The sequence below is a fragment of the Sphingomonas aracearum genome (genome assembly GCF_003345355.1).
Lineage (GTDB): Bacteria > Pseudomonadota > Alphaproteobacteria > Sphingomonadales > Sphingomonadaceae > Sphingomonas > Sphingomonas aracearum.
Map to the genome: position 1 here is coordinate 636,713 of NZ_QQNB01000001.1, position 25,141 is coordinate 661,853.

Consider the following 25,141-nt stretch of genomic DNA (forward strand, 5'->3'; position numbering starts at 1 on the left):
CCATCCCCGCGCCAGGTTCCGGCCATGCAGATGGTCGAACCTGGCGACGCGGGTGCCTTGCTCTGAGTGGCGAGCGCCGTGCAGGGCGCCGCCTCGATCATCGCCGCGCTCGCCGCGATCCTGGCCTTCGGGGCAGTGCTCCCTTTCCGGCGGCAACCACGGATTCGCCGGCCATCGTGCTGCTGGTCGCCAGTGTCGGGTCGAACGACTGCACGCTTTTCTCCTCCCTTTCCTTCTGGCGCTTTCGGCCACCTGTCCGATCTTCCTGCTGCTGCGGCTGGATGCGCAGTTTCGGGAGCTTCGCGCGGATAGCCCTGGGAAGGTCGCCGCCTTTCAGCTCGGCGGGCTCATCCGCTTTCCGAGCTTCCACAGCCGCGCCCCCACGCTGTTCCTGTTGGCGAGCTGGCAGAACAAGCCGGCGCGCATGGCCGCCGGGTCCTCGACCCGGCCATGCTCGCGGTCGCCATGCGCTTCATGCGCCGCGCCTCGGCTCGCCACCCCGTGTCGCCGCCCTCGCGGTCGAAGGCGGGGTTTGGTTAGCTAATTGTCAAGCCTTCCGCGCTAGCCAACCCACGAGTTTGAAGGAAAGAACCGGGAATGAGTGCATTCGGGCGTCGTAGCGGAACAACCGGCCCGGGCAGTCGGCCGGCCTTCGGCGTTGCCCGGCCGATGCAGGGCGCGCCCGCGCGGCCCGACGATGTGCCCGGTGGAGACCAGTTCCCCGCGGTACCCACCGACCCGGTCGGCGAGACGGTGCCCCTCCCGATGCCCGGCGCCAATGCCGATGCGCTCCAGCGCCTGTCCGATCGCCAGAATGCCAGCGGCGACGCGGCCAACAGCCGCACCGAGGGCTTCGAAAGCTCGATCCACAAGATCAAGGAACAGGTGCTGCCGCGCCTGCTCGAACGCGTCGATCCCGAAGCCGCCGCGACGCTCGACAAGGACGAGCTGGCCGAGGAATTCCGCCCGATCATCGGCGAAGTGCTCGCCGAGCTGAAGCTGACGCTCAACCGGCGCGAACAGTTCGCGCTGGAAAAGGTGCTGGTGGACGAGCTGCTCGGCTTGGGGCCGCTCGAGGAGCTGCTCGCCGATCCGTCGATCAGCGACATCATGGTCAACGGGCCGGAACAGACCTTTGTCGAGCGCAAGGGCCAGCTCGAACTCGCCAACATCCAGTTCCGCGACGAAGAGCACCTGTTCCAGATCGCGCAGCGCATCTGCAACTCGGTCGGCCGCCGCGTCGACCAGACCACGCCGCTCGCCGACGCGCGCCTCAAGGACGGCTCGCGCGTCAACGTAATCGTGCCGCCGCTCAGCTTGCGCGGCACCGCCATCTCGATCCGCAAATTCTCCGCCAAGCCGATCACGCTCGACATGATGGCCGGCTTCGGCAGCATGTCGCCCAAGATGGCGACGGCGCTGAAGATCGCGGGCGCCAGCCGGTTCAACGTCGTCATCTCCGGCGGCACCGGCTCGGGCAAGACGACCATGCTCAATGCCCTGTCGAAGATGATCGATCCGGGCGAGCGCGTGCTGACGATCGAGGACGCGGCCGAGCTCCGCCTCCAGCAGCCGCATTGGCTGCCGCTGGAAACGCGCCCCGCCAACCTCGAAGGCCAGGGCGAGATCTCGATCCGCGACCTCGTGAAGAACGCCCTGCGTATGCGCCCGGATCGAATCATCCTGGGCGAAATCCGCGGGTCCGAGTGTTTCGACATGCTCGCGGCCATGAACACCGGCCATGACGGCTCCATGTGTACGCTCCACTCCAACTCCCCGCGCGAGGCGCTGGCGCGTATGGAGAACATGGTCATGATGTCGGACATCAAGGTGCCCAAGGAGGCGATCAGCCGCCAGATCGCCGACTCCGTCGACATGATCATCCAGGTGAAGCGCCTGCGCGACGGCTCGCGCCGCGTCACCAACGTCACCGAGGTGATCGGCATGGAAGGTCCGGTGATCGTGACGCAGGAGCTGTTCAAGTTCGAATATCTCGACGAAAGCGCCGACGGCAAGATCATCGGCGAGTACCGCTCCATGGGCCTGCGCCCGTATACGATCGAAAAGGCGCGGCAGTTCGGGTTCGACCAGGCGTTCCTCGAAGCCTGTCTCTGAACGGGTCGCGGTGACGGACCTCACCGGGTCCGTCGCCTTTCCTTCGCCGCATTGATGGCGCTAAGGCTGCCGCGCCTCATGATCGCGCGCGCCCTGCCCCTGCTGCTGCTTGCCGTTCCCCTGTGCGTCGTTTCCGCGGCGCCGCGCCGGGCGCCGGTGCCCGCGCAGGTCGCCAGCGTGCTGGCGGCGGACGCCGAGGCGCGCTGGATCCCCTTCGAGGTGACCGCCGGCAACCAGATCCGCTTCGGCGCCATCGCCAACGGCCGCCCGGTGCAGGCGATCCTCGACACCGGGGTGAGCCGCACCATCATCACGCCCGAATTCGCCGCCGGCGCAGGCATCGCCGCCACCGGCGCCGAAGTGGGCGCGGCGATCGGCGGGGACGTGAAGGTCGGGCGTGCCACTTTGGGCTCGCTGGCGTTCGGCGGCCTCACTCTCACCCGCCCCGACGTGATCGTCACCGGCCTGCCGGTGGCCGCGGCGGGGGGACGGCCCGTTTCGCTGCTGGTCGGGGCGGACGTGCTGCGCCGCTATGCGCTGGACGTCGACTTCTCCGCCCGCCGCTTTCGCTTGCTGCCCAGCGGCCGGATGCCCTTTGCCGGCACCGTTGCCCCGCTCGCGATCGACCCGACCTATGGCGCCTATGTCACCGAGCTGACGCTGAACGGGCGCCGCCTGCGCCCGATCCTGGTCGACACCGGGGACGGCTCTGGCGTCACCCTGTCGGCCGCGTCCTGGAAGACGGCGGCGGTCAGCGGCGCGCGCCTCACGGACACCATCGCCTTCGGCCTGGGCGGCCTCACCACCTTCGACCTGACGGTGCTGCCCCAGGTGTCGATCGGCGCCGTCACCGCCCGCGACGTGGAGGTGCAGGTCGAGCCGGCGGACGGTTATTCGACGCGGATCGGCCTGGCCGGGCGGATCGGTGCCGGGTTCCTGGGCCGCTACCGCGTGCTGCTCGACCCCGCCGCCCGGCAAATGGTGCTCAGCGCGCCGGCGGACGCCGCGGCCGCGCCCGTTCGCTCCACCAGCGGCCTGTTGCTGGAAGTGACCGCCAACCGCCTCAACGTGCTGCACGTCATGCGCGGCAGCCCGGCGGCGGCCACCGGCTGGAAGCGCGGCGACGCGATCTGTGCGGTGAACGGCACCCCGGTGACCCCGACCTATGCGCAGGGCTCGCTGGGCCGCTGGACGGTGGGCGCGCCGGGCACGACCGTCTCGCTTCAGATGTGCGGCGGTGCGACCCGCAGCCTGACGCTCGCGTCCTTCTACTGACGGTGGCCGGATTCGCGCGCTCCCGCGCCGGCCTGGCGCTCGGCATCCTGCTGCTGGCGCTGCTGCTGCGCGGCGGCGACTTCGGCAATCCGGTGATCCATGTGGACGAGCAATTCTACCTGCTCGTCGGCGAGCGGATGCACGAGGGGCTGCTCCCGTATCTCGACATCTGGGATCGCAAGCCGGTCGGCCTGTTCCTCCTCTACGCCGCGATCACCGCGCTGCCCGGCGATGGCGTGCTCGCCTATCAGGTCGTGGCGACCCTCTTCGCCGCCGCCACCGCGCTGGCCGTCGCGATCGGCGCGGGGCGGCTCGGCGCGAGCCGGCGCGGCATGTGGGCGGCGGCTGCGGCGACCCTGTTGTGGACCTCGCTGCTGGGCGGGCGCGGAGGGCAGGCGCCGGTTTTCTACAACCTGCCGGTGGTGCTCGCCGCCCTGCTTACCCTGCGCCTGCCGTCGCTGACGAGCGGACGCGCCGTGCTCCTGAACGGCGTGGCGGCCTGCCTGCTCGCGGGGCTTGCCATACAGGTGAAGTATCTGCCCGCGATCGAGGGGGCGTGGTTCGGCTTGGCCCATCTGTGGTTCGCACGGCGTCACCTGCGCGTGGCGGGGGCCGCAGCGGCGGCGCTGCTGTGGATCGGCGCGGGGCTGCTGCCGACCGTGCTGGCCCTGGGCTGGTATGCCGCGCTCGGCCGGCACGCGCTGGACGCCTATTGGTTCGCCAATTTCGGCTCCATCCTGTCGCGGCCGGGCTATCCTGCCGAGCAGCTGGCGATGCGCCTGCTCGGCATCGTCGCCCAGCTCTCGCCGCTGATCGTCTCGGCGAGCCTCGCCTGGCGCTGGCGGGTGCGCGGCGCGCGCGCGGTGATCGCCTTCGGCTGGCTGGGCGCGGCGGTGCTCGGCTTCTTCGCGATCGGCACCTTTTTCGACCATTACGCCCTGCCGCTGGTGCCGCCGCTGGCGATGATCGCCGGACGTGCCTTCGGCCGGTCGGGTCGTGCGGCGGTGGCGAGCCTCGGTCTTGCGGCCATGCTGTTCGCGGTGGAGCGCACCGTCGCGCGGGACGATGCGACCGGCGCGCGGGCGGTCGCCCGGGTCGTGGCCGCGAACAGCGCCGGCGGCTGCCCCTATGTGTTCATCGGCGACACGATCACCTACACGCTGGCCCGCGCCTGCCTGCCGACGCCGTACGTCTTCCCCAACCTGCTCGCCTACACCACCGAACAGGGCGCCACCGGGATCGACGAGGCCGCCGAGGTGCGCCGCATTCTCGCCCACCGCCCGCCGGTGATCGTCACCTCGGATCGCAAGCTCGATATCTGGAACCGCGCCAGCCTGGCGGCGGTGAACGGCGCGATCGCCCGCAACTATCGGCTGGTGTTCAGCGCCCCGCGCAGCAACTATCGCACTTTGGTGTATCTCCGTCGCGACCTGCCGCTCAGAGATTGAACGCCACGCTGGCGAGCAGAAAGGCACCGAGCAACGCGGCGAACTGCACGGTGGGCCAGTCCACGAAGCCGACCCGGTCGGGATCGCGCCGCCGCCGTCGCCGCGCGTTCAGCACGCCGGCCACGATCGCCAGCACCACCAGCGCGCCCGCGCCGAGGCCGGCGGCGGTGCGCGCGCTCCATTCCACGGCTCCTACTCGCCGAGCTTCTGCACCTTGTCGTTCAGCCGGCCGAGCTCGGCGCGCAGCGCGGCGATCTCGTCATCCTTGCTCACCGGCGCCGCAGGAGCGGCCGGCGCGGACGCGGCGGGCGGCGCGTTGAACGCCTGCGCCGCGGCCTCGAACATCTCCAGGTTCTTCTTGGCGACCTCGGCAAAGGGCGTGTTGGCGAAAGCACCCTCCACCGCCGTCTTGAACTGCTGCTGATTGCGGCGGAAGCTGTCCATTGACGCTTCGAGATAACCGGGCACCATCGCCTGCATGGAATCGCCATACATGGAGATCAGCTGGCGCAGGAAATTGACCGGCAGCATGTTCTGCCCGCGCGCTTCCTCCTCCATGATGATCTGGGTGAGGATCGAATGGGTGATGTCGTCGTCGCTCTTGGCGTCCACCACCTTGAAGTCCCGCCCCTCGCGCGTCATCGCGGCCAGATGTTCCAGCGTGATGTAGGACGAGGTTTCGGTATTGTAGAGCCGCCGATTGGCGTATTTCTTGATGATGACGATGCCGTCGGCGCTGTTCTGCTTTTTCATCTGGGAGCCCCCGGGCTGTGCCTGATCCAGCTGTAACACCATCGGTTGCCGCGCCGCAACACGGACCGCGCCCCCTTCCCCTGTTCCTCGACATGTTGCGCAGCGAAACCGCAGCAAATGCCGCGCGCCGTAGCGTCGCGCTGGCCGGACTGCGCGCTTATCAGGACGCGCCGCGCGCGCAAAGCTACCGCGCGGGACCGGTGCGGTATCGCAAGGGCCGCGCGCGGTTGCGTGACGGTGGCGGACAGGGCCGCCCGGTGGTGTTCGTGCCTTCGCTCATCAACCCGCCCTTCATCCTCGACCTGACGCCGGAGACCTCGCTGATGGGCTTCGTCCGCGACGCCGGCTTCCATCCCTGGCTGCTCGACTGGGGAGAGCCGACACCGGCCGACCGCGACATGGACGTGACCGGCCATGTCGAACGGCTGCTCCTGCCGCTGCTCGCCAGGCTGCCGGAGCCGCCGGTGCTGGTCGGCTATTGCCTGGGCGGCACCATGGCGCTTGCCGCCGCCTGCGCCTCAAGGCTCGCGGGGCTGGCGCTGGTCGCCGCGCCCTGGCGCTTCTCCGGCTTCGGCGAGCGCGCGGTCGGCGAGATCGCGGCGCTGTGGGATGCGGCGCAACCCGCCTGCGAGGCGCTGGGGCTGGTGCCGATGGAAGTGCTGCAGGCCGGCTTCTGGCGGCTCGACCCGGCGCGCACCATCGCCAAGTACGAGCGGCTGGCCGGCACCGATCCCGCCTCGCCCGAGTTCGCCTCGTTTGTCGCGCTGGAGGACTGGGCCAATGCGGGCGCGCCGCTGACCTATGCCGCCGGTCGGCAGATGTTCGACGACTTCTTCGCCGCCGATCTTCCCGGCAGCGGCCGCTGGACCGTCGGCGGAGGGGCGGCCTCGTCCGACGCGCTCCCCTGCCCGGCGATCGAGTTCGTCTCCCTCACCGATCGCATCGTCCCCGCCGCCAGCGCCGCGAATCTGCCGAACCGCCGCGATCTAGGCGCGGGCCATGTCGGCATGGTGGTCGGCCGGGGCGCGCGCGCGCAATTGTGGGAGCCCCTGGTCCACTGGCTTAACGCGCTGCCGGCCGCTATCTAGTTCACGACCAGCTTTTCGGAGAGTTCCCATGCAGGACATCGTCATCACCGCGGCCAAGCGCACGCCCGTGGGCAGCTTCCTGGGCGCGTTTGCGAGCGTTCCCGCGCACGAGCTGGGCCGGCAGGCGATCGTGGCCGCGCTGGCGCAGGCGAACGTGTCCGGTGAGGAAGTGTCGGAAGTGATCCTCGGCCAGGTGCTCACCGCCGCGCAGGGCCAGAACCCGGCGCGCCAGGCGTCGATGGCCGCCGGCGTGCCCCGGGAGATCCCGGCTTGGGGCGTCAACCAGGTCTGCGGCTCCGGCCTGCGCGCCGTCGCGCTGGCGGCACAGGCGGTGGCCACCGGCGACTCGCGCATCGTGGTCGCCGGCGGTCAGGAAAGCATGTCCTTGTCCGCCCATGCGCAAAACCTGCGCCCCGGCACCAAGATGGGCGATCTCAGCCTTGTCGATACCATGATCAAGGACGGACTGACGGACGTCTTCAACGGCTATCACATGGGCATCACCGCCGAGAACCTGGCGGAGCAGTATCAGGTGACTCGCGGGGAGCAGGACGCGTTCGCCGTCCGCTCGCAGAACCTCGCCGAGGCCGCGCGCAGCGCCGGCCGCTTCGCCGACGAGATCGCCGCGGTGACCGTGAAGGGCCGCAAGGGCGACACGATCGTCGACCAGGACGAATATATCCGCGCCGGCGCCACGCTCGACAGCGTGTCCGGCCTGCGCCCCGCCTTCAAGAAGGACGGCACCGTGACGGCCGCCAACGCCAGCGGCATCAACGACGGCGCCGCCGCGCTCGTGGTGATGAGCCGCGAGGAAGCGGAGCGCCGCGGCAGCCCGATCCTCGGCCGCATCGCCAGCTGGGCCTCGGCTGGCGTCGATCCGTCGATCATGGGCATCGGCCCGGTGCCGGCCACCCGCCGCGCGCTGGAAAAGGCCGGCTGGTCGATCGCCGACCTGGACCTGATCGAGGCCAACGAGGCGTTCGCCGCGCAGGCGCTCTCGGTGGGCCGCGAGCTCGGCTGGGATGCGGACCGCGTGAACGTCAATGGCGGCGCCATCGCCATCGGCCATCCGATCGGCGCCAGCGGCGCGCGCGTGCTGACCACGCTCCTCTACGAGATGGGCAAGCGCGACGCGAAGAAGGGTCTCGCCACGCTTTGCATCGGCGGCGGCATGGGCATCGCCATGTGCATCGAGCGCTGAGGCGCGATCGTTCGAACCGGGGGAGATAGGGCTTGCGCACGATATTGATTGGATGGGGATTGCTCGCCGCCACGCCGCTTGCGGCACAGACGCCTCCGACACCGCCCGGACCGCCCGAGATCCTGGTTTCCGCCTCCGGCACCGCGCGCACCCCGCCGGATCGCGCGACCATCGCCTTCACGGTGCGCGGCGAGGGCACGACCTCGGACGAGGCCGCGCGCATGCTGGCGGAGCGGATCAAGGCGGTGCGCGCCGGCTCCGCCGCACTCGCCGGCCGCGGTGCGGAACGGCGCTCGTCGCAACTCTCGATCCGCGAAGTCCGCCCGCGCGCCTGCGACCAGAACGGCTACGGCGCGCAACGCCTGTCCAGCGGCGATTGCGCGATCATCGGCTATGTCGCGACCACCGGCGAGCAGCTCGACACGGCGAACGTCAAGGATGCCGGCACGCTGGCCGGGCTGATCGGCCGGCTCGGCGGCTCCGACGTGCAGCTGCAGCGCTTCTGGCTGGCGGACGACAGCGCCGCACGGCGCGAAGCGACGCAAAAGGCGCTGGCCGAGGCCCGCACCCAGGCCGAACTGATCGCCACCGGCTCCGGTGCGCGGCTGGGTTCGTTGCGGCGCGTGCAGGACGGCAGCTACGACTATGTGGTCCGTGCCAACGCCATCCGGCCGCGCGTGGAAAATGCCGCGCCCCCGCCGCCGCCGCCGCCAGCTCCTCCGCCCGTTTCCGTCGACTTTACGCCCGGTCCGATCGAAACCACGGTGCGCCTGTCCGTCAGCTACGCCATCGCGCCGTAGGGCTCAGCGCGCGAACCGGGCGGGGGCGTAGCGGGCCGGGTCGATCCCGGCGACGAATGCCTCCGTCGCGCGGCCGAGCAGCAAAGCGGCGGCCAGCGCGCTGCCCGCCGGAGCGGTCTGGATGCCGAACCCGCCCTGCCCGGCGCACCAGAAGAAGCCCGGCACCTCCGGGTCGAAGCCATAGACCGGCAGCCGATCGGGCGCGAAGCTGCGCAAGCCTGCCCAACGCCGCTCCACCGCCTCCACCTGCCAGTCCACGACCTGCTCGAACCGGTCGATCGCCTCCGCCACGTCCAGCTCCTCCGGTTGCGCGTCGCCCGGCACCGCCGGCGTTTCGTCATGCGGGGTCAGCCACAGCCGCCCGCCCGTCTCCGGCTTGAAGTAGAAGCGGCCAGAGATGTCCAGCACCTGCGGCAGCCCGGCCGGCGCGGGGGGATCGGTGCGCAACTGCACCATGGTCCGGCGATACGGCGTGATGCCCACCGGCGCCGCCCCGGCGAGCGCCGCCACCCGGTCCGCCCAGGCACCCGCGGCATTGACCAGCACCGCCGCCTCGAACGACCCGGCGCGGGTGTCCAGCCGCCAGCCGCCGTCGCGGCGTTCGGCGGCCAGCAGGGCGGCATCGGTCACCACGCGGCCGGACTCGCGCGCGGCGGCAAGATACCGCGCATGCAGCGCCGCCACGTCGATGAACGCGCTGCTCGGCTCCAGCACCCCCAGGCACCATTCGGCGCGCAGGCCGGGCACGAGGCTGGCGGGATCGACCGGCTCCAGCGCCACGCCGCTGCCCGCGAACTCCGCCAGGAACCGCTCAACCGCCGGCCGGTCCCCGCCGCGCCCGATGTGCAGCGAGCCCATCGGCTGCAGGAACCCGCCCTCGCGCAGCGCCGGTCCGGAGGCGGTGCTCAGCGGCTGCACCCCAGGCCCGCCATAAGTCTCCGACCAGAACGCGGCCGAGCGCCCGGTGGCGTGAAGCCCGGCCATCTCCTCCGCTTCCAGCAGCAGGACGCGCGCCTCGGGCGCCAGCGCGGCGGCGAGGCTCGCCCCCGCCATGCCGCCGCCGGCGATCGCGACGTCGAACCGCTCGCTCATGCCACTTGCCGGGCGGGCGCGCGCACCTGGAGAAAGCGGTCGATCGCGTCCAGCGCCGGCCCGCGCACGGCATCGGCCTCGCGCAGGATCTCGTGCCGCGCTTCCTTGCCGAACCGCACCACCTGCACGTCCGGCAGGCGCGCGGCGATGCGCAGCGCCGCGCGCGGGTCGACCAGCCGGTCCGCCTCCGCCAGCAGCATCAGCAGCGGCGTGCGCATTTCCGCCAGCCGCGGATCACGCGCAAGCAGCCGCGTGGACGCGAACGCCTCGGCCAGCCAGCGCCAGCTCGGCGGCCCCAGCCGCAGCTCGGGCTTGGCCGCGTACCACCACAGCTCGTCGTCATACCGCGCCTGATCGTGCGTCAGCAGCGCCATCCGGCTTGTGCGCGCGGTCGGGATCTCGTTGCTGTCCCAGGCCGCGCGCGCCGGGTCGCCGGTCCGCGCCATCAGCCGGGCAACCCGCTCGCCCGCCCAATTGCCCACCGGGCTGCGCAGGCCGAGCATCGGCGCGACCAGCACGGCTGCGTCCGCCGCCACGCGGCCCTCGGCCAGCGCCCGCAGCGTCAGGTGCCCGCCCATGGAGTGCCCCACCAGCACGCGCGGCCCCTCGACCTGTGCCGCCCAGCCCGTCCAGAACGCGGCAAGGTCGTCCAGCCACGGCTCGAACGCGTCGCAATGGCCGACCAGCGGATCGGCGCACAGCCGGCCGGAGCCGCCCTGCCCCCGCCAGTCCACCGCCGTCACCGACCAACCCTGCCCGTGCCAATAGGCCAGCGTTTCCAGATACTTCTCGAACACGTCGCCGCGCCCCGTCTGGAACAGCAGGCCGCCCCGCCCGCCGTCCGAGGGCCAGTCGAACCGGCGCAGCGCCCAGCCGTCCGGCGCCTGCCAGCGGGAAACCCGCGCACCGGCAGGAATCGCGCGGCGGTAAAGCTGTGGGGAGAGCATCGGCGGCATGGTTACGTTTTCGAAAGCCATGTCGTCTACCCCCAAGACCATGGTTGGGGGACTTCTGTCGGCGTTCTGCCTTTGCGTGCTCGCGCTGCTGCTGGTTTCGGCCGGCGTGGAGGACGCACGCATTCGCGAGATCGCCAACTGGAAGAACGCGGCCATCGCGCTGCTGGCGCCGATCTGGTGGCATGCGCTGGATTTCTCGCTCTGGCCGGACGTGGCGGCCCAGATCGGGCTCGCGGCAATCGTCTTTGCCCTGTTCATCGGCGCGTTTGCGCTCGGCTGGATGGGCGGTGGCGACGTGAAGATGATCGGCGCGCTGGCGCTCTGGTTTCCGCCGGGCGCGCTCGTCTGGATGCTGGTGCTGATGTCGCTGTTCGGCGGCGCGCTGACGCTGGTGCTGGTCGCCGCGCGGGCGTGGAGCGGGCGCCGCGGCCGTGTTCGCGAAGGCGCGATCGAGGTGCCTTACGGCGTGGCGATCGCCGCGGCTGCGCTGCTCGCCCTGCGCGAACCCATTCTTAACCAATTCTTGTGATGCTTAACGCCGGTTCAACCGCGATCCGGCCCCGAAAGGCTGCAACAGGTCATGGATAGTCGAAAGATCATTTTGCTGGTGGGCGCGCTTCTCGTCGCCGGCTTCACCGCGTTCATGGCCCGCACGCTGCTGATGGGCGCCGCCACGCCGCCCGCCGGCGCGGTTGCCGCGCCTGCGCCGGTGATCGACGGGCCGGAGGTGCTGGTCGCCACCCGCGCGCTGCCGGTCGGCACCATCCTGGATGCCACCGCGCTGAAATATCAGCCCTGGCCCAAGGAGCTGGTCGACAATGCCTATTACCTGAAGGCGAACACCGACATGAAGTCGCTGCAGGGCGTGGTGGTGCGCAACGCCATCACCGCCGGCCAGCCGGTGACGCAGGGCGCGCTGGTGAAGCCGGGCGACCGCGGTTTCCTGGCGGCGGCGCTCGGGCCGGGCATGCGCGCCGTTACCGTTCCCGTTTCCACGCAAAGCGCGGTGGCCGGCTTCGTCTTTCCGGGCGACCGCATCGACCTGGTCCTCACCCAGGCGGTGCCCGGTGGCGGCGACGGCCCGCCGCTGAAGGTGTCCGAGACGATCATGCGCAACCTGCGCGTGCTCGCCACCGATCAGCGCACCGACAATTCGGTCGGCGAGGACGGCAAGACCGTGGTCCGCACCTTCAGCAACGTGACGGTGGAGGCGACGCCCAAGATCGCCGAGCAGATCGCCGTCGCGCAGACGCTTGGCACGCTGTCGCTGTCGCTGCGCAGCATCGCCGACAACACGCAGGAACTGGAACAGGCGATCGCGTCCGGCGACGTGAAGGTGCCCGACGGCACCGATCCGAAGGCGGAGAAGCAGATGCTGATCCAGCTCGCCACGCGTCCGCAGACCGGCTCCTCGACCTATGCCACCGGGGCAGACGTCTCGCGCTTCCAGCGTCGCAGCGTGCCCGGCAAGCAGTCCGGCTTCGCCGGGGGAAATCCGGGCTACGTGCCGCCGGCCGGCACGCCGTCCACCATGGGCGGCGCCTATCCGGGGGGAGCCGCGCCGCGCGGGCCGGTGGTGCGCATCGCCCGCGGCAATGATGTGACCGAGATTGCGGTCGGGGGGAAGAACTGATCATGCGTGCCCAGCACCGAATGACGCACCTGACGACGCGGGCCATCGCCGCCGTCGCCGCCGCTGCGCTGGCCCTGCCGCCGGTCGCCGCCGTCGCCGCGCCGGGCAAGCCCGCGCCGCGTGGCAATGCCGGGTGGAAGCCTGCCCGGGCCGGCCTGCCGCCGGTCGGCGCGCAGCGGCCCACCGCGGAAAAGTGGCTTTCGATCGGCGAGGGCGAGCTTGTCACCCTGCCGGCGAACGTCGCCGACGTGTGGGTGTCGAACCAGGCCGCGGCCGACGTCTACGTCACCAATCCGCGCCAGATCAACCTGTACGGCAAGGCGTTCGGCGACTCCACCGTGTTCGCCACCAACGCCGCCGGCGCGGTGATCTATTCGGTGGTGGTCCACGTCGCGCAGAACTCCACCTCGCTGGATCGCATGCTGAAGGCCGCCATGCCCGACGCGCAGATCAGCGTCACCCAGGTCGGCCAGATCGCGGTGCTGAACGGCACCGTCGGCTCGCCGGAGGACAGCGTGCAGGCCGAGCGGCTGGTCACCACCCTGCTCAACCCCGGCGTGGACATCAGCACCGCCGGCGCACAGCTGAAGATCGCGGCGGTCAACCGCCTGCGTGCGGCAACGCCGCTCCAGGTCAACCTGCAGGTGAAGATCGCCGAGGTCAGCCGCTCCTTCTCCAAGAACATCAACGGCAACCTCGTCAGCCGCGACACCACCGGCGGGTTCAACTTCGGCGTCTCCTCCGGCCGCGCCGCCGGCACGATCGGTTCGGTCAGCACCGCCGGCCTGCCGCAGCTCGATGCCTCGGCCCGCTTCGGCCTGCCCGCCGGCTCGATCGCGCTGCCGTTCGATCCCAAGATCGGCGACTTCGTGCTGCCCAACAGCGGCAGTTCGTACAATTTCGCTGATCTGGGCAAGGGCGGTCAGCGCACGGCGATCGGCCTTGCCGGCAAGCTCGCCGGCCTTGATCTGCTTGCCGCCATCGACCTCGGCGAGACCGTGGGCCTCGTCAACACGCTGGCCCAGCCGAACATGACGGTGATCTCCGGCGAAACGGGCAGCTTCCTGGCGGGCGGCGAGATCCCGATCCCGGTCAGCCAGGGCCTCGGCGCGCAGTCGGTGGAATACAAGCAATACGGCGTCAGCCTGGCCTACACGCCCACCGTGCTGTCGGACGGCCGCATCTCCCTGCGCGTCCGCCCGGAAGTGTCGCAGCTCACCTCGCAGGGTGCGGTGTCGATCGGCGGCGTGACCATCCCGGCGCTGAGCACCCGCCGGGTGGAAACCACGGTGGAGCTGGGTTCCGGCCAGAGCTTCGTGATCGGCGGCCTCCTCCAGAACGCGCACAACAGCAATCTCACCAAGACGCCGGGGGTCGGCGACCTGCCGGTGCTGGGCGCGCTGTTCCGCTCCAATTCGTGGCAGCGCGACGAAACCGAGCTGGTGGTGGTCATCACGCCGTATCTGGTGAAGCCGGTGAACGCGACGGAGATCGCCCTGCCGACCGACGGCTACAAGTCGCCCACCGATCTCAGCCGCGTGCTGTTCGGCCAGGTGGATGCCGGCAAGACCGGTGGCCAGCGCCCCAAGCCCAGCATGGCCGCTCCGCCCGAGGCGCAGCCGGCCTTCGGCGCGGCGGCGCCGGTGCCCACCGCGCCGGCCCCTGTCCAGCCGCTCCAGCAAGAGCCGCGCGAGGACAAGGCCGCCACCACCAAGAAGTCCAAGAAGTCCGCCGGCGTCGCCATGCCCGGCTTCAGCAACTGATCGCCTGATCGAGGACACCAGACCCCATGACCAAGCGCCCGATCCTTCTCGCCTCCACCCTGCTCGCCGCGCTGGCGGTGTCGGGGTGCAGCGGCACGCGCAACCGCGGCCTTGAATCGGTCCATCAGCCGGTGGTGAGCCGCAGCGACTTCGTGTTCGATGCGCAGGCCGATGCCGGCGGGCTCGCCCCCGGCGAGGACCAGCGGCTCGCCGGCTGGCTGGCCGGGCTGCGCCTGGGCTATGGCGACCGCGTGTCAGTGGACGACAGCGGCAACGGCGCCGCCCGCGCCCGCGACGACGTGGCGCAGGTCACCGCCCGCTACGGCCTGCTGATCGCGGAGGAAGCGCCGACGGTCGGCGCCCCCATCGCCCCCGGCACCGTTCGCGTGATCGTCACCCGCTCGCGCGCCACCGTGCCGGGCTGCCCCGATTTCAGCCGCGTCCGCCAGCCGGAATATGAGGGCAACACCTCCAGCAATTTCGGCTGTGCGACCAATTCCAACCTCGCGCTGATGGTCGCCAATCCCACCGATCTCGTGCGCGGCCAGGCCGGCGCCGAGGCGGCGGATCCGGCCACGTCCACCCGCGCGATCGGCACCTATCGCCGTGCCGCGCCCACCGGTGCCGGCGGCACCACGCTGCGCGCCGAAAGCACAGGGAACAAGTAAGATGAACGCGCCAGCCCTCCGCGCCGCCACGCGCGAACCCTTTGTCGCCTTCGTCTGCGACGAGACCACCGCCGAGGCGATCCGCCCGATCGCCACCGAAATGGGCTGGAGCCCGGACAAGGTGCAAAAGGGCGGCCTGCGCAATGCGGTGCAGAGCCTGTCCGTCTCGGCCAGCCCCAACATCCTGTTCGTCGACATGTCGGAATCCGGCGATCCGCTCAGCGACATCAATGCGCTGGCCGAGGTCTGCGAGCCGGGCACGGTGGTGATCGCCGCCGGCCAGGTGAACGACGTGCGGCTGTACCGCGATCTCGTGGTCAGCGGCATCCAGGATTACCTCCTGAAGCCGCTGTCGCCCGACACGCTGCGCGAGGCCTTCACCCATGCGCAGACGATGCTCAACGCCCCCAAGGCCGCCGAAAGTGCCGTGGAGCGACCGCATTGCTCCACCGCGGTGATCGGCACCCGCGGCGGCGTGGGCGCCTCCACCATCGCCACGTCGATCGCCTGGCTGTTCAGCGAAAAGGGCGCGCGCACCACCGCCTTGCTCGATCTCGACGTGCATTTCGGCACGGGCGCGCTGGCGCTCGACCTGGAGCCCGGCCGCGGCCTCACCGACGCGATCGAGAACCCCAGCCGCATCGACGGCCTGTTCATTGAGCGCGCCATGGTGAAGTCCAGCGAAATGCTGTCGGTGCTCTCCGCCGAGGCGCCGATCCATTCGCCGGTGATGACCGATGGCGCCGCCTTCTTCCAGTTGCAGGAGGAGATGCGCTCCGCGTTCGAATGCACGGTGGTGGATCTGCCGCGCAACATGCTGGTGCAGCATCCGCACCTGATGAGCGACGTGCATGCGGTGGTGGTCGTCACCGACCTGACGCTGGCGGCCGCCCGCGATTCGATCCGCATCCTGTCCTGGCTGAAATCCAATGCGCCGGGCACCCAGGTGTTCGTGGTCGCCAACCGCGTGTCGCCGGCCGCGCAGCTGGAAATCAGCCGCAAGGATTTCGAAGGCTCGATCGAGCGCAAGATCGATTACGTCATCCCCTTCGACCAGAAGCTGGCCGCCAACGCCGCCAAGCTGGGCAAGCCGCTGGCGGAGGCCGGCAAGGGCAGCAAGACCGTGGCGCCTCTCCTCGAGCTTTCCGAAGAAGTGCTGTGCGTCGCCGCCGACGAGGCCGCCGACGCGCCGAAAAAGGGCAAGGCGAAGGCGCGCGGCGCGTCCCTGATGGACAAGTTCGACCTGAAGTCGCTGGTCGGCAAGAAGAAGTGATGACCCGGCCGGTTCTTCGCGCCGGATCGCTGCGGGAGCGGTGACGCTGTGGACATGATGCCCCTTGTGATGCTCGGCGGCGGTGCGCTGGCCACGCTGCTGCTCATCGCCTTCGCCTTTGCCGGTCCCTCGCCGGCCCGCGCCAGCGCGCGTCGCCTCGCCGCGGCGCGCGACCGTCATCTGGAAGGCCTGGCCGGCGGCGTCGAGGCGCAGATGCGCAAGATCACCGCGCGCAACGCGACCAGGATGGACACGGCGGCGATGCGCTTGCTGCCCAATCCCGCGCAGCTGCAGAAGCGCCTCAACATGACGGGCAAGACCTGGACGGTCGGCCAGTACGGCATGGCCACGCTGGGCATCCTCGTGGTCGTCTCGGCCCTGTTGTGGCTCAAGGGCGCGCCGATCCTCCTGTCGCTGCTGATCGGCGTGGTGCTGGGCGCGGGCATTCCGCACATGGCCGTCGGCATGGCGATCAAGAAGCGGATCGCCAAGTTCAACGCCAAGTTCCCCGACGCGATCGAACTGCTCGTTCGCGGCCTGCGCTCGGGCCTGCCGATCACGGAAACGATCGCCGTTGTCGCCGCCGAGGTGGAAGGCCCCGTGGGCGTGGAATTTCGCGCGATCACCGACAAGATGAAGATCGGGCGCTCAATGGACGCCTCGCTTCAGGAAACGGCGGACCGGCTCGGCACGCCGGAATTCCAGTTCTTCGTCATCACCATCGCGATCCAGCGTGAGACCGGCGGCAACCTTGCCGAAACGCTGGCGAACCTGGCCACCGTGCTGCGCCAGCGCGGCCAGATGAAGCTGAAGATCAAGGCCATGTCTTCGGAATCGAAGGCCTCGGCGTACATCATCGGCGCGCTGCCGTTCGTCGTGTTCGGCATGATCTGGATGATCAACGGCACCTACATGCAGAACTTCTTCCAGGACGAGCGGCTGATGGTCGCCGGCGGCGGCGGGCTCTGCTGGATGGGCATCGGCGCGCTTATCATGCGCAAGATGATCAACTTCGAAATCTGATGCGGGCAGGATCGGGAAACTGAACATGGGCGAGACGGGCGGACCCAAGATCCTCGGCGTGGACGTGCTGCTGGTGGCCACCCTGCTGTCGGGCGTTGCGGCGTTCGCGGTGCTGCTGGCGATCTACGCCGTCACCACCGTGCGCGATCCGATGACCAAGCGGGTGAAGGCGCTGAACGACCGGCGCGAGCAGTTGAAGGCGGGCATCACCGCCTCCACCAAGCGGCGCGCCAAGCTGGTCACCAAGAACGAGACCACCGACCGCATCCGCTCGCTGCTGCTGAACCTCAAGGTGCTGCAGGACAGCCAGGTGAAGGTCGCGCAGCTCAAGCTGATGCAGGCTGGCATCCGGTCCAAGGAGTGGGCCGTGGCCGTCATCTTCGGCCGCCTTGTGCTGCCGATCGTGTTCGGCGGGCTGACGGTGTTCGTGGTCTACGGCACCGACACGTTCGTCGAGTACAGCCCGCTCAAGAAGTACGGCATCGTCGCGGTCACCTTCATCCTCGCCTACAAGGCGCCGGACATCTTCCTGAAGAACAAGATCCAGAAGCGGTCGGATGCGATCCGCAAGGGCCTGCCGGACGCGCTCGACCTGCTGGTGATCTGCGCCGAGGCCGGCCTGACCGTGGACGCCGCCTTTCACCGCGTCGCGCGCGAGCTGGGCCGCGCCTATCCCGAACTGGGCGACGAATTCACCCTCACCGCCATCGAGCTCGGCTTCCTGTCCGAGCGCCGCCAGGCGTTCGAGAACCTCGCCATGCGCGTCGATCTGGAGGCCGTAAAGGGCGTGGTCACCACCATGATCCAGACGGAGAAATACGGCACGCCGCTCGCCTCCGCCCTGCGTGTGCTGTCGGCCGAATTCCGCAACGAGCGCATGATGCGCGCCGAGGAAAAGGCCGCGCGCCTTCCCGCGATCATGACCGTGCCGCTGATCCTGTTCATCCTGCCGGTGCTGTTCGTCGTCATTCTCGGCCCCGCGGCGTGCTCGATCAGCGACGCGTTCAAGGGCGGCATCTGAGGCGACGCGCGGGCGGCGTCCGGCGCCGCCCGCAGCGGATCGGCGGCACCCGGCCCGATCCTTCGCTTAAGTGGGTGCAATCCACCGGCCAATGACTATCTAGCCGGCATGAACGACGATCGCGTAGCCGCCGTGCCGCTGGCCTCGGGCGAGGACAAGTTCCGCTGGATCCTCAAGTCCGGCTGGAAGGGCCTGTGCCCGCGCTGCGGCAAGGGCCGGATGTTCCAGTCGTTCCTGAAGATCGTCGACCGCTGCGAGGTGTGCGGGCTGGACTATCGCTTCGCCGCGCCGGACGACGGCCCGGCCTTTTTCTCGCTCTGCGTGATCGCGCTGCCGCTGATCGCCATTGTGGTGTGGATTCAGGTCGCCTTCGATCCGCCGGTCTGGGTGCATTTCGTCACCTCGGTGCCGCTGATGGTGCTGGGCACGTTTCTGCCGCTGCGCCCGATCAAGGGCTGGCTGGTGGCCTCGCAATTCGTGAACCGCGCGCAGGAGGCGGGAACGCAGCACCTGTGGGCGCAGCTGCACGGCACGGAGGCGGACCGCAACGACTTCGACCAGTAAGCCGCCTCACGGCGCGAGCAAAGCCGCGTCCCTCCGCCTGCCGAGTGGTCGCCAGCGTCCGGCGTCTTGGTCGAACCGCTATCCCGCTACCCGGCAGGTCGCCTGCCGCCGTTCCCGGTCGATCTGGGCGAACAATTGCCGGTCCGGCACCAGGATGCGGATCAGCGCGATGCCGCGATGTCCCATCAGCCGCACCGGCTCGTATCCGGCCGGCGCCTGCTGGCCATCCGCCAGCACCGCCACCTTCACCCGCCGCCGCGCGCCGCTGGCATCGTTGCGGACGAAGGCGACCGTCGTGTCGCTGTCGAACACGGACAGCGACCAATAAGGCGCGGCCACCGGCGTCGCCTCGATCAGCAGCGGCCCGGCCGAAACGTCGAACGGGCAGCTCGAATAAGCGAGGTCCGGGCTGGGCCGCACGATGGTCCGCGACCGGTCGGTGGCGAGCGGGGCATGGGTGAAGCGGTTCATGCCGCCCGCCGCCGCGACCCGCTCCACCGCGCGGCCCATCAGGAACTTGGGCGTGCGCGCGATCACCAGCGCATAGGCCAGCGCCGCCACCACCAGTCCGGCCATGATCGGCCCCAGCCACCCCCGCATCACCGGCAATCCCGCCGCACGATGCTGGGCAATTGCGCCGCCGACAGATTGCCCTGCCCCCGGTCGGCCGGCAGGTACACGCGAAAGGTCAGCTCGAACCGGTCGCCTTCGCCGCTCGGCAGCCAGTGCCCCGGCTGGCGATCGGGGGCGACCTCGACCGTCCAGTCGTCCTGTTCCAGCCCGGGGATCGCGGCGCTGCCGACCGAAAAGAGCCCGGCCGGATTGGGCACGAGATAGCCGTCGCGATCGTACAGCGTCAGGCTCCACCAGCGGCCCGGCACCGATCCGCCATGCACGGTGTAGCGGCACTCCGCGCGCAGCGGGTCGCCGGCATCGTCCACCGCCGCATTGTAATAGCGCGCCTCGCTCCCCGGCAATGCCAGCAGGCCGCGCAACGCCACCACCGCCCGGCCATGCCCGCTCTGCGCGTCGGTGCCGAGATCGCGCCCCGTGGTCCACGCGCCGATCCGCTCGCTGGAGCCCAGCGCGCCGCCCCGGACCGAGGCGATCGCGGTGGCGCCGCCCAGCACCAGGCCGGCGACACCGCACAGCGCGTAGCGGATCCGGCGGCGAGCCAACTTTTCTCCCCTCGTCATGGCGATGCAAACGCCGCGCACGCGCGGATCGTTGCACCATCGTATCCGATTGCCGGCGCCGCCCTCAGCCGCGCGCGTGCAGCGCGGCCTGCGCGGCCGCCAGCCGCGCGATCGGCACGCGATAGGGCGACGCGGACACGTAATCGAGGCCGACCTTCTCGCAAAAGGCGATGCTCGCCGGATCGCCGCCATGCTCGCCGCAGATGCCCAGCTTGATGCCGTCCCGCGTCTTGCGACCCCGCTCGGCCGCCAGCTCGATCAACTGGCCCACGCCCTCCACGTCCAGGCTGACGAACGGATCCTTCGGATAGATGCCGCGCTCCACATAGGTCGTCAGGAAGCGCGCGGCATCGTCGCGGCTGACGCCCAGCGTGGTCTGGGTCAGGTCGTTGGTGCCGAACGAGAAGAACTCGCCCACCTCCGCGATCTCGCCCGCCATCAACGCGGCACGCGGCAGCTCGATCATCGTGCCGACGAGATACTCGATCTCGCGCCCGCGCTCGGCGAACACCTGCTTGGCGGCGGCATCGACCACCGCCTTCATCAGCTCCAGCTCGCGGCGGGTGGCGACCAGCGGGATCATGATCTCCGGGATCGGCGCCGCCCCCGATTTCTCGGCCACATCGATCGCCGCCTCGAAGATAGCGCGCGCCTGCATCTCGTAGATTTCCGGATAGGTCACGCCCAGCCGGCACCCGCGATGTCCCAGCATCGGGTTGAACTCGTGCAACTCCGCCGCGCGCCGCTTCAGCACATCCACCTCGACCCCCGCCGCGCTCGCGACCTCGGCGAACTCGGCTTCCTCGTGCGGCAGGAATTCGTGCAGCGGCGGATCGAGCAGGCGGATCGTGACAGGCAGGCCCGCCATCACCTCGAACAGCTCGACGAAATCGCTGCGCTGCTCCGGCAGCAGCCGCTCCAGCGCGGCCTTCCGCCCGTCCACGTCCTCGGCCAGGATCATCTGGCGCACCGCGGTGATCCGCTCGGCCTCGAAAAACATGTGCTCGGTCCGGCACAGGCCGATCCCCTCCGCCCCGAACTCGCGCGCGGTGCGGGCGTCCAGCGGCGTCTCGGCATTGGCGCGCACCTTCAGGCGGCGGACCTTGTCGGCCCATTCCATCAGCGTGCCGAAGTCGCCCGCCAGCTCGGGCTGCACCGTCGGCACCGCGCCCGCCATCACCTCGCCGGTCGCACCGTCGATGGTGACGACATCGCCCTCGCGGACCTCACGCCCGCCACCGACGCGCATCACCTTGGCCTTGGCGTCGATCGAAATGCCGCCCGCGCCCGACACGCACGGCCGCCCCATGCCGCGCGCCACCACCGCGGCGTGGCTGGTCATGCCGCCGCGCGCCGTCAGGATGCCCCTGGCCGCGTGCATGCCGTGAATATCCTCGGGCGAGGTCTCGGTGCGGATCAGGATCACCGCCTCCCCGGCCGCTGCGCGCTTCTCCGCGGTGTCGCTGTCGAACACCGCCGCCCCGCTCGCCGCACCGGGCGACGCCGGCAGGCCCTTGGCGATCACGTCGCGCTGCGCGGAAGGATCGAGCGTCGGGTGCAGCAGCTGGTCCAGCGCCGCCGGATCGACGCGGGCGACCGCTTCCTCCTGCGAGATGAGGCCTTCCTCGGCCATGTCCACCGCGATCTTCAGCGCCGCCTTGGCGGTGCGCTTGCCGCTCCGCGTCTGCAGCATCCACAGCTTGCCCTGCTGCACGGTGAACTCGATATCCTGCATGTCGCGGTAATGCCGCTCGAGCCGGTCGAACACCGCCGCCAGCTCGGCATAGGCGTCGGGCATCGCTTCTTCCATCGACGCGGCCTTGGCACCCGCCGCTTCGCGCGCATCCTTGGTCAGATATTGCGGCGTGCGGATGCCGGCGACCACATCCTCGCCCTGCGCGTTGATCAGGAACTCGCCGTAATAAGCGTTGTCGCCCTTGGACGGATCGCGGGTGAAGGCGACGCCGGTGGCCGAGGTATCGCCCATGTTGCCGAACACCATCGCCTGCACGTTCACCGCCGTGCCCCAGGTATGCGGAATGTCGTTCAGCCGGCGATAGACCTTGGCGCGCTCCGCCTGCCACGATCCGAACACCGCCCCGATCGCACCCCAGAGCTGGTCGTGCACGTCCTGCGGGAACGGCTTGCCCCATTGCTCCTCGACGAGCCCCTTGTACTCGGCCACCAGCGCGCGCCAGTCGTCGGCGGAAAGTTCGGTATCGAGGGTGAAGCCCTTGTCCTCCTTGGCAATCTCCAGCGCTTCCTCGAACGCGCCGTGATCCAGTTCCAGCACCACGTCCGAATACATCTGGATGAAGCGGCGATAGCTGTCCCAGGCGAAGCGGTCGTCGCCCGACGCCGCAGCGAGGCCCTCGACCGTCTGGTCGTTGAGGCCGAGGTTCAGCACCGTGTCCATCATCCCCGGCATCGACACGCGCGCGCCGGAGCGGACGGAGACGAGCAGCGGGTCGGCGGCATCGCCGAAGCGCTTGCCGGTCACGCCCTCGATATGCGCGATCCCGTTCGCCACTTCATCGCGCAAGGACTGGGGAAAGCTCTCGCCTTCCTCGTAATAGCGCGTGCACATCGCGGTGGAGATGGTGAAGCCCGGCGGCACCGGCAGGCCGATGGACGCCATCTCGGCCAGGTTCGATCCCTTGCCGCCGAGCAGGTTCTTGTCGCCCTTGCCCCCGTCGGAGACACCGCCGCCGAAGCGGTAGACGTACTGCACGTCCGCATCCGTGCTCAGGGTCGCTGCGCTGGCCATGATACTCTTCCTCGGTGTGTGTTTTGCGGGATTGTGCACCGCAACAGGTTCTTGTTCAATCCTGGGGAGGGGGATCGCGTTCCGAACCGGGAACGAGGAGGGCGCGGGGCTACCGCATGGTCGTCAGCCCTCGATCTTCGAGAAGTCGGCAACGGTGTGCACGGCGGTCCGCACGCGATCGAGCAAGGCGAGGCGCCGCGCGCGCTTGGCCGGATCGGGATCGTTGACGATCACGCCCTCGAAGAACGCATCGATCGGCCCGCGCAAGGTGGCCAGCGCCGCCATGGCCGCCTCGAAATCCTCGGCGGCAACCGCGCGCGCCGCGGCCGGCTCGGCGGCATCGAGCGCGGCAAGCAGATCGGCCTCGGCGGGTTCCATAGCGCCCTTGTGGTCATTCCCGCGGGGGGGGGAATCCAGAGCCGCTGTCGTCTCGACCCCATCGCCATCGCCCGGCGTCTGGATCCCCGCCTCCGCGGGGATGACGTCTGTGGGGGAGGCGCCATACCCCTCCTTCTTCAGGATATTCGCCGCCCGCTTGTACCCCGCCAGCAGGTTCGCCCCGTCCTCGGTAGTCACGAAAGCCTGCAACGCCCGCACCCGCGCGAGCAGCCGGACCAGATCGTCCTCCCCACCCAGCGCGAACACCGCGTCGATCAGGTCATGCCGCACGCCTGCCTCACGCTGCTGAACCTTGAGGCGGTCGGCGAAGAAATCCACCGGTGACGCCGGGTGCAGCCCTTGCGCGCGCACCCCGCCATAAAAGGGCGCATCGGCGGCAACGGGGAAGCATAGCACTTCCGCGCCCTCGCTCATCAGCCGCCTGGTGTCGCCCTGCACCTCCAGATACATCGGCTTCTCCGGAACGGTCCTGCCGAGGCTTCGCAGGCATGTTTCCAGATGCAGGTCGACAGCCTTGGTCAGCCAGGTGCTCAGCGAGCCGCGCAGGCCGTTGTCCGTCACCAGCCGAATGACGCCCAGCGCCGCCCGGCGCAGTGCGAAGGGATCCTTCGATCCCGTCGGCGGCTCCTCCAGCAGAAAGAAGCCGCGCAACGTGTCCAGCTTGTCCGCCAGACTGACCGCCACCGTCACCGGCGCGGTCGGCACCTCATCCCCCTGCCCGACCGGCTTGTAATGATCCCGCACCGCCTCGGCGACTTGCGCGTCCTCGCCCTGTGCCCCGGCGTAATAGCCGCCCATCAGCCCCTGCAATTCCGGGAACTCGCCGACCATGCCGGTGACGAGGTCCGCCTTGGCCAGCCGCGCCGCGCGCTCCGCCATGTCGGCGAGCTCCTCCGTTCCCCGGCGAAGGCCGGGGTCCAGTCGGGAAGGCTGCTGTTGGCTGGCGCTGCGCTCCGTGACCTCGGACGTGCCAACTGGGCCCCGGCCTTCGCCGGGGAGCGATGAAGAAACAATCCCCTCCTCCACCAGCCAGCGCGCGAGCTTCGCCACGCGCTCCACCTTGTCGGCGACCGTGCCGAGCTTCTCGTGAAACACGATCTTCTCGAGCTTCTTCGCCTGCTCCGCCAGCGGCACCTTCAGGTCCGTCTCGTAGAAGAACCGCGCGTCCGACAAGCGCGCCGCCAGCACCTTGCGGTTGCCCTCCACGATCCGCTCGCCGCCGTCCGCCGCCTCGATATTGGCGGTGCAGACGAAGGCGTTCGCCAGCTTCCCTGAAGCATCCGAGCACACGAAATACTTCTGGTTCACCCGCGCGGTCAGCTGGATCACCTCCGGCGGCACCGACAGGAACTCGGGCTCGAACCGCCCGAGCAGCGGCACCGGCCACTCCGTCAGCCCGGCATTCTCCGCCACCAGCCCCTCGTCCGCGATCAGCGACAGCCCGGCCTCCGCCGCCAGCGCCGAAGCCCGCTCGCGCACGATCGCGCGCCGCTCGTCCTGATCGACGATCACATGGCACGCGCGCAGCTTCTCGACATAGTCCGCCGCCGAGCCGATGGTGATGACGCCCGGATGGTGGAAGCGATGCCCCACCGTCGCTGCGCCCGACACGACGCCGGCGATCTCGCACGGCACCACGTCGTCGCCGAACAAAGCGACGATGCCCTGCAACGGCCGCACCCAGCGCAAGGACTCGGTGGAAGCCGACGCCGCCCCCCAGCGCATCGACTTGGGCCAGGGAAACGCGCGCACGATCGCCGGGATCGCCTCGGCCAGCACGTCCGCCGCCTTGCGACCCGGCTTCTCCAACACGGCGAACCACACGCCGTCGCGTTCGGTCAACTGATCGGCGGACAGCCCGGTCTTGCGCAGGAAACCCTCCAGCGCCTGCGCCGGCGCCGAGGTACGCGGCCCTTTGGTCTCCTCGCGCACCGCCGCCGTCTCTGCCGGCAGTTCGCGCGCGATCAGCGCCAGCCGCCGCGGCGTGGCATAGGTGACGATCTCGCCCGCCTTCATCCCGGCACGGTCCAGCTCGGCCGCGAACAGCCGCGCCAGATCCTCGCGGGCCTTGTCCTGCATGCGTGCAGGAATTTCCTCCGAACGGAG

The 25,141-nt window shown here is 69.9% G+C and carries 23 protein-coding genes; 14 read left to right on the top strand and 9 right to left on the bottom strand.

Translation table 11 applies throughout. The annotated features are described in order from the left end of the window. Positions 1-333: 333 nt before the first annotated feature. Positions 334-498 carry a hypothetical protein gene (locus tag DVW87_RS17980; RefSeq protein ID WP_181814698.1) on the bottom strand — a complete coding sequence of 55 codons (165 nt, stop codon included), beginning with the start codon at positions 496-498 and terminating at the stop codon, positions 334-336. Positions 499-597: 99 nt separating this feature from the next. Here DVW87_RS17980 and DVW87_RS03120 point away from each other — a divergent pair, with 99 nt between their 5' ends. From DVW87_RS03120 to DVW87_RS03130, 3 genes are all read left to right on the top strand, one after another. After that, positions 598-2,115 carry a TadA family conjugal transfer-associated ATPase gene (locus tag DVW87_RS03120; protein WP_114686289.1) on the top strand — a complete coding sequence of 506 codons (1,518 nt, stop codon included), beginning with the start codon at positions 598-600 and terminating at the stop codon, positions 2,113-2,115. A gap of 78 nt (positions 2,116-2,193) precedes the next feature. Next, the gene (locus DVW87_RS03125; RefSeq protein ID WP_114687030.1) at positions 2,194-3,390 is read left to right on the top strand and encodes an aspartyl protease family protein; all 1,197 of its coding nucleotides are present in this window, start codon (positions 2,194-2,196) and stop codon (positions 3,388-3,390) included. 2 nt (positions 3,391-3,392) lie between these two features. Next, on the top strand, positions 3,393-4,838 hold the full coding sequence (locus DVW87_RS03130; RefSeq protein WP_239017730.1) for a hypothetical protein: 1,446 nt from the start codon (positions 3,393-3,395) through the stop codon (positions 4,836-4,838). Here the strand turns inward: DVW87_RS03130 and DVW87_RS03135 are convergent. Further along, entirely contained in the window at positions 4,828-5,025 is a 198-nt protein-coding gene (locus DVW87_RS03135) for a hypothetical protein (protein WP_114686290.1), read from the bottom strand. The two genes, DVW87_RS03130 and DVW87_RS03135, sit on opposite strands and share 11 nt — an antisense overlap. 5 nt (positions 5,026-5,030) lie before the next feature. Further along, the gene (gene phaR, locus DVW87_RS03140) at positions 5,031-5,591 is read right to left on the bottom strand and encodes a polyhydroxyalkanoate synthesis repressor PhaR (RefSeq protein ID WP_114687032.1); all 561 of its coding nucleotides are present in this window, start codon (positions 5,589-5,591) and stop codon (positions 5,031-5,033) included. Between the two features lie 92 nt (positions 5,592-5,683). On the opposite strand from phaR, the gene DVW87_RS03145 reads away from it, so the two are divergent. From DVW87_RS03145 to DVW87_RS03155, 3 genes are read left to right on the top strand one after another with little or no spacing between them, the layout of a single operon-like run. Then, positions 5,684-6,679: an alpha/beta fold hydrolase gene (locus DVW87_RS03145; protein WP_114686291.1), complete on the top strand. Its 996-nt coding sequence runs from the start codon at positions 5,684-5,686 to the stop codon at positions 6,677-6,679. A 28-nt stretch (positions 6,680-6,707) separates the two neighbouring features. Continuing rightward, on the top strand, positions 6,708-7,880 hold the full coding sequence (locus DVW87_RS03150) for an acetyl-CoA C-acetyltransferase (RefSeq protein WP_114686292.1): 1,173 nt from the start codon (positions 6,708-6,710) through the stop codon (positions 7,878-7,880). Between the two features lie 32 nt (positions 7,881-7,912). Continuing rightward, positions 7,913-8,680 carry an SIMPL domain-containing protein gene (locus tag DVW87_RS03155; protein WP_114686293.1) on the top strand — a complete coding sequence of 256 codons (768 nt, stop codon included), beginning with the start codon at positions 7,913-7,915 and terminating at the stop codon, positions 8,678-8,680. A 3-nt stretch (positions 8,681-8,683) separates the two neighbouring features. Here DVW87_RS03155 and DVW87_RS03160 read toward each other — a convergent pair whose 3' ends face one another. After that, the gene (locus DVW87_RS03160; protein ID WP_114686294.1) at positions 8,684-9,772 is read right to left on the bottom strand and encodes an NAD(P)/FAD-dependent oxidoreductase; all 1,089 of its coding nucleotides are present in this window, start codon (positions 9,770-9,772) and stop codon (positions 8,684-8,686) included. Continuing rightward, on the bottom strand, positions 9,769-10,719 hold the full coding sequence (locus DVW87_RS03165) for an alpha/beta fold hydrolase (protein ID WP_114687033.1): 951 nt from the start codon (positions 10,717-10,719) through the stop codon (positions 9,769-9,771). Before DVW87_RS03165 ends, DVW87_RS03160 begins: the two co-directional genes overlap by 4 nt. 49 nt (positions 10,720-10,768) lie before the next feature. Here DVW87_RS03165 and DVW87_RS03170 point away from each other — a divergent pair, with 49 nt between their 5' ends. From DVW87_RS03170 to DVW87_RS03205, 8 genes are all read left to right on the top strand, one after another. Next, positions 10,769-11,257, top strand: a complete 489-nt coding sequence (locus tag DVW87_RS03170; protein WP_114686295.1) for an A24 family peptidase — start codon at positions 10,769-10,771, stop codon at positions 11,255-11,257. A gap of 51 nt (positions 11,258-11,308) precedes the next feature. Then, positions 11,309-12,361: a Flp pilus assembly protein CpaB gene (gene cpaB / locus DVW87_RS03175; RefSeq protein ID WP_114686296.1), complete on the top strand. Its 1,053-nt coding sequence runs from the start codon at positions 11,309-11,311 to the stop codon at positions 12,359-12,361. A gap of 2 nt (positions 12,362-12,363) precedes the next feature. Beyond that, positions 12,364-14,124 (top strand): type II and III secretion system protein family protein, encoded by a 1,761-nt coding sequence (locus DVW87_RS03180; protein ID WP_239017732.1) that lies wholly within the window; start codon positions 12,364-12,366, stop codon positions 14,122-14,124. Between the two features lie 26 nt (positions 14,125-14,150). After that, positions 14,151-14,792 (top strand): CpaD family pilus assembly protein, encoded by a 642-nt coding sequence (locus DVW87_RS03185; protein WP_114686298.1) that lies wholly within the window; start codon positions 14,151-14,153, stop codon positions 14,790-14,792. 1 nt (position 14,793) lies between these two features. After that, positions 14,794-16,065: a CpaE/TadZ family protein gene (locus tag DVW87_RS03190; protein WP_114686299.1), complete on the top strand. Its 1,272-nt coding sequence runs from the start codon at positions 14,794-14,796 to the stop codon at positions 16,063-16,065. Between the two features lie 54 nt (positions 16,066-16,119). Further along, on the top strand, positions 16,120-17,088 hold the full coding sequence (locus DVW87_RS03195; protein ID WP_420822314.1) for a type II secretion system F family protein: 969 nt from the start codon (positions 16,120-16,122) through the stop codon (positions 17,086-17,088). 25 nt (positions 17,089-17,113) lie between these two features. Further along, positions 17,114-18,109 (top strand): type II secretion system F family protein, encoded by a 996-nt coding sequence (locus tag DVW87_RS03200; RefSeq protein ID WP_114686301.1) that lies wholly within the window; start codon positions 17,114-17,116, stop codon positions 18,107-18,109. Between the two features lie 108 nt (positions 18,110-18,217). Continuing rightward, positions 18,218-18,673 (top strand): DUF983 domain-containing protein, encoded by a 456-nt coding sequence (locus DVW87_RS03205; RefSeq protein WP_114686302.1) that lies wholly within the window; start codon positions 18,218-18,220, stop codon positions 18,671-18,673. 78 nt (positions 18,674-18,751) lie between these two features. On the opposite strand, the gene DVW87_RS03210 is transcribed toward DVW87_RS03205, so the two are convergent. The 4 genes from DVW87_RS03210 to glyS form a co-directional block, all read right to left on the bottom strand. Beyond that, positions 18,752-19,273 carry a DUF1254 domain-containing protein gene (locus tag DVW87_RS03210; RefSeq protein WP_114686303.1) on the bottom strand — a complete coding sequence of 174 codons (522 nt, stop codon included), beginning with the start codon at positions 19,271-19,273 and terminating at the stop codon, positions 18,752-18,754. Beyond that, positions 19,273-19,851 (bottom strand): DUF1214 domain-containing protein, encoded by a 579-nt coding sequence (locus DVW87_RS03215; RefSeq protein ID WP_181814699.1) that lies wholly within the window; start codon positions 19,849-19,851, stop codon positions 19,273-19,275. The genes DVW87_RS03210 and DVW87_RS03215 overlap by 1 nt, the downstream gene beginning before the upstream one ends. Before the next feature lie 82 nt (positions 19,852-19,933). After that, on the bottom strand, positions 19,934-22,636 hold the full coding sequence (gene ppdK, locus DVW87_RS03220; RefSeq protein WP_114686305.1) for a pyruvate, phosphate dikinase: 2,703 nt from the start codon (positions 22,634-22,636) through the stop codon (positions 19,934-19,936). Between the two features lie 123 nt (positions 22,637-22,759). Further along, positions 22,760-25,114 (bottom strand): glycine--tRNA ligase subunit beta, encoded by a 2,355-nt coding sequence (glyS, locus tag DVW87_RS03225; RefSeq protein ID WP_239017804.1) that lies wholly within the window; start codon positions 25,112-25,114, stop codon positions 22,760-22,762. Between the last annotated feature and the right edge of the window lie 27 nt (positions 25,115-25,141).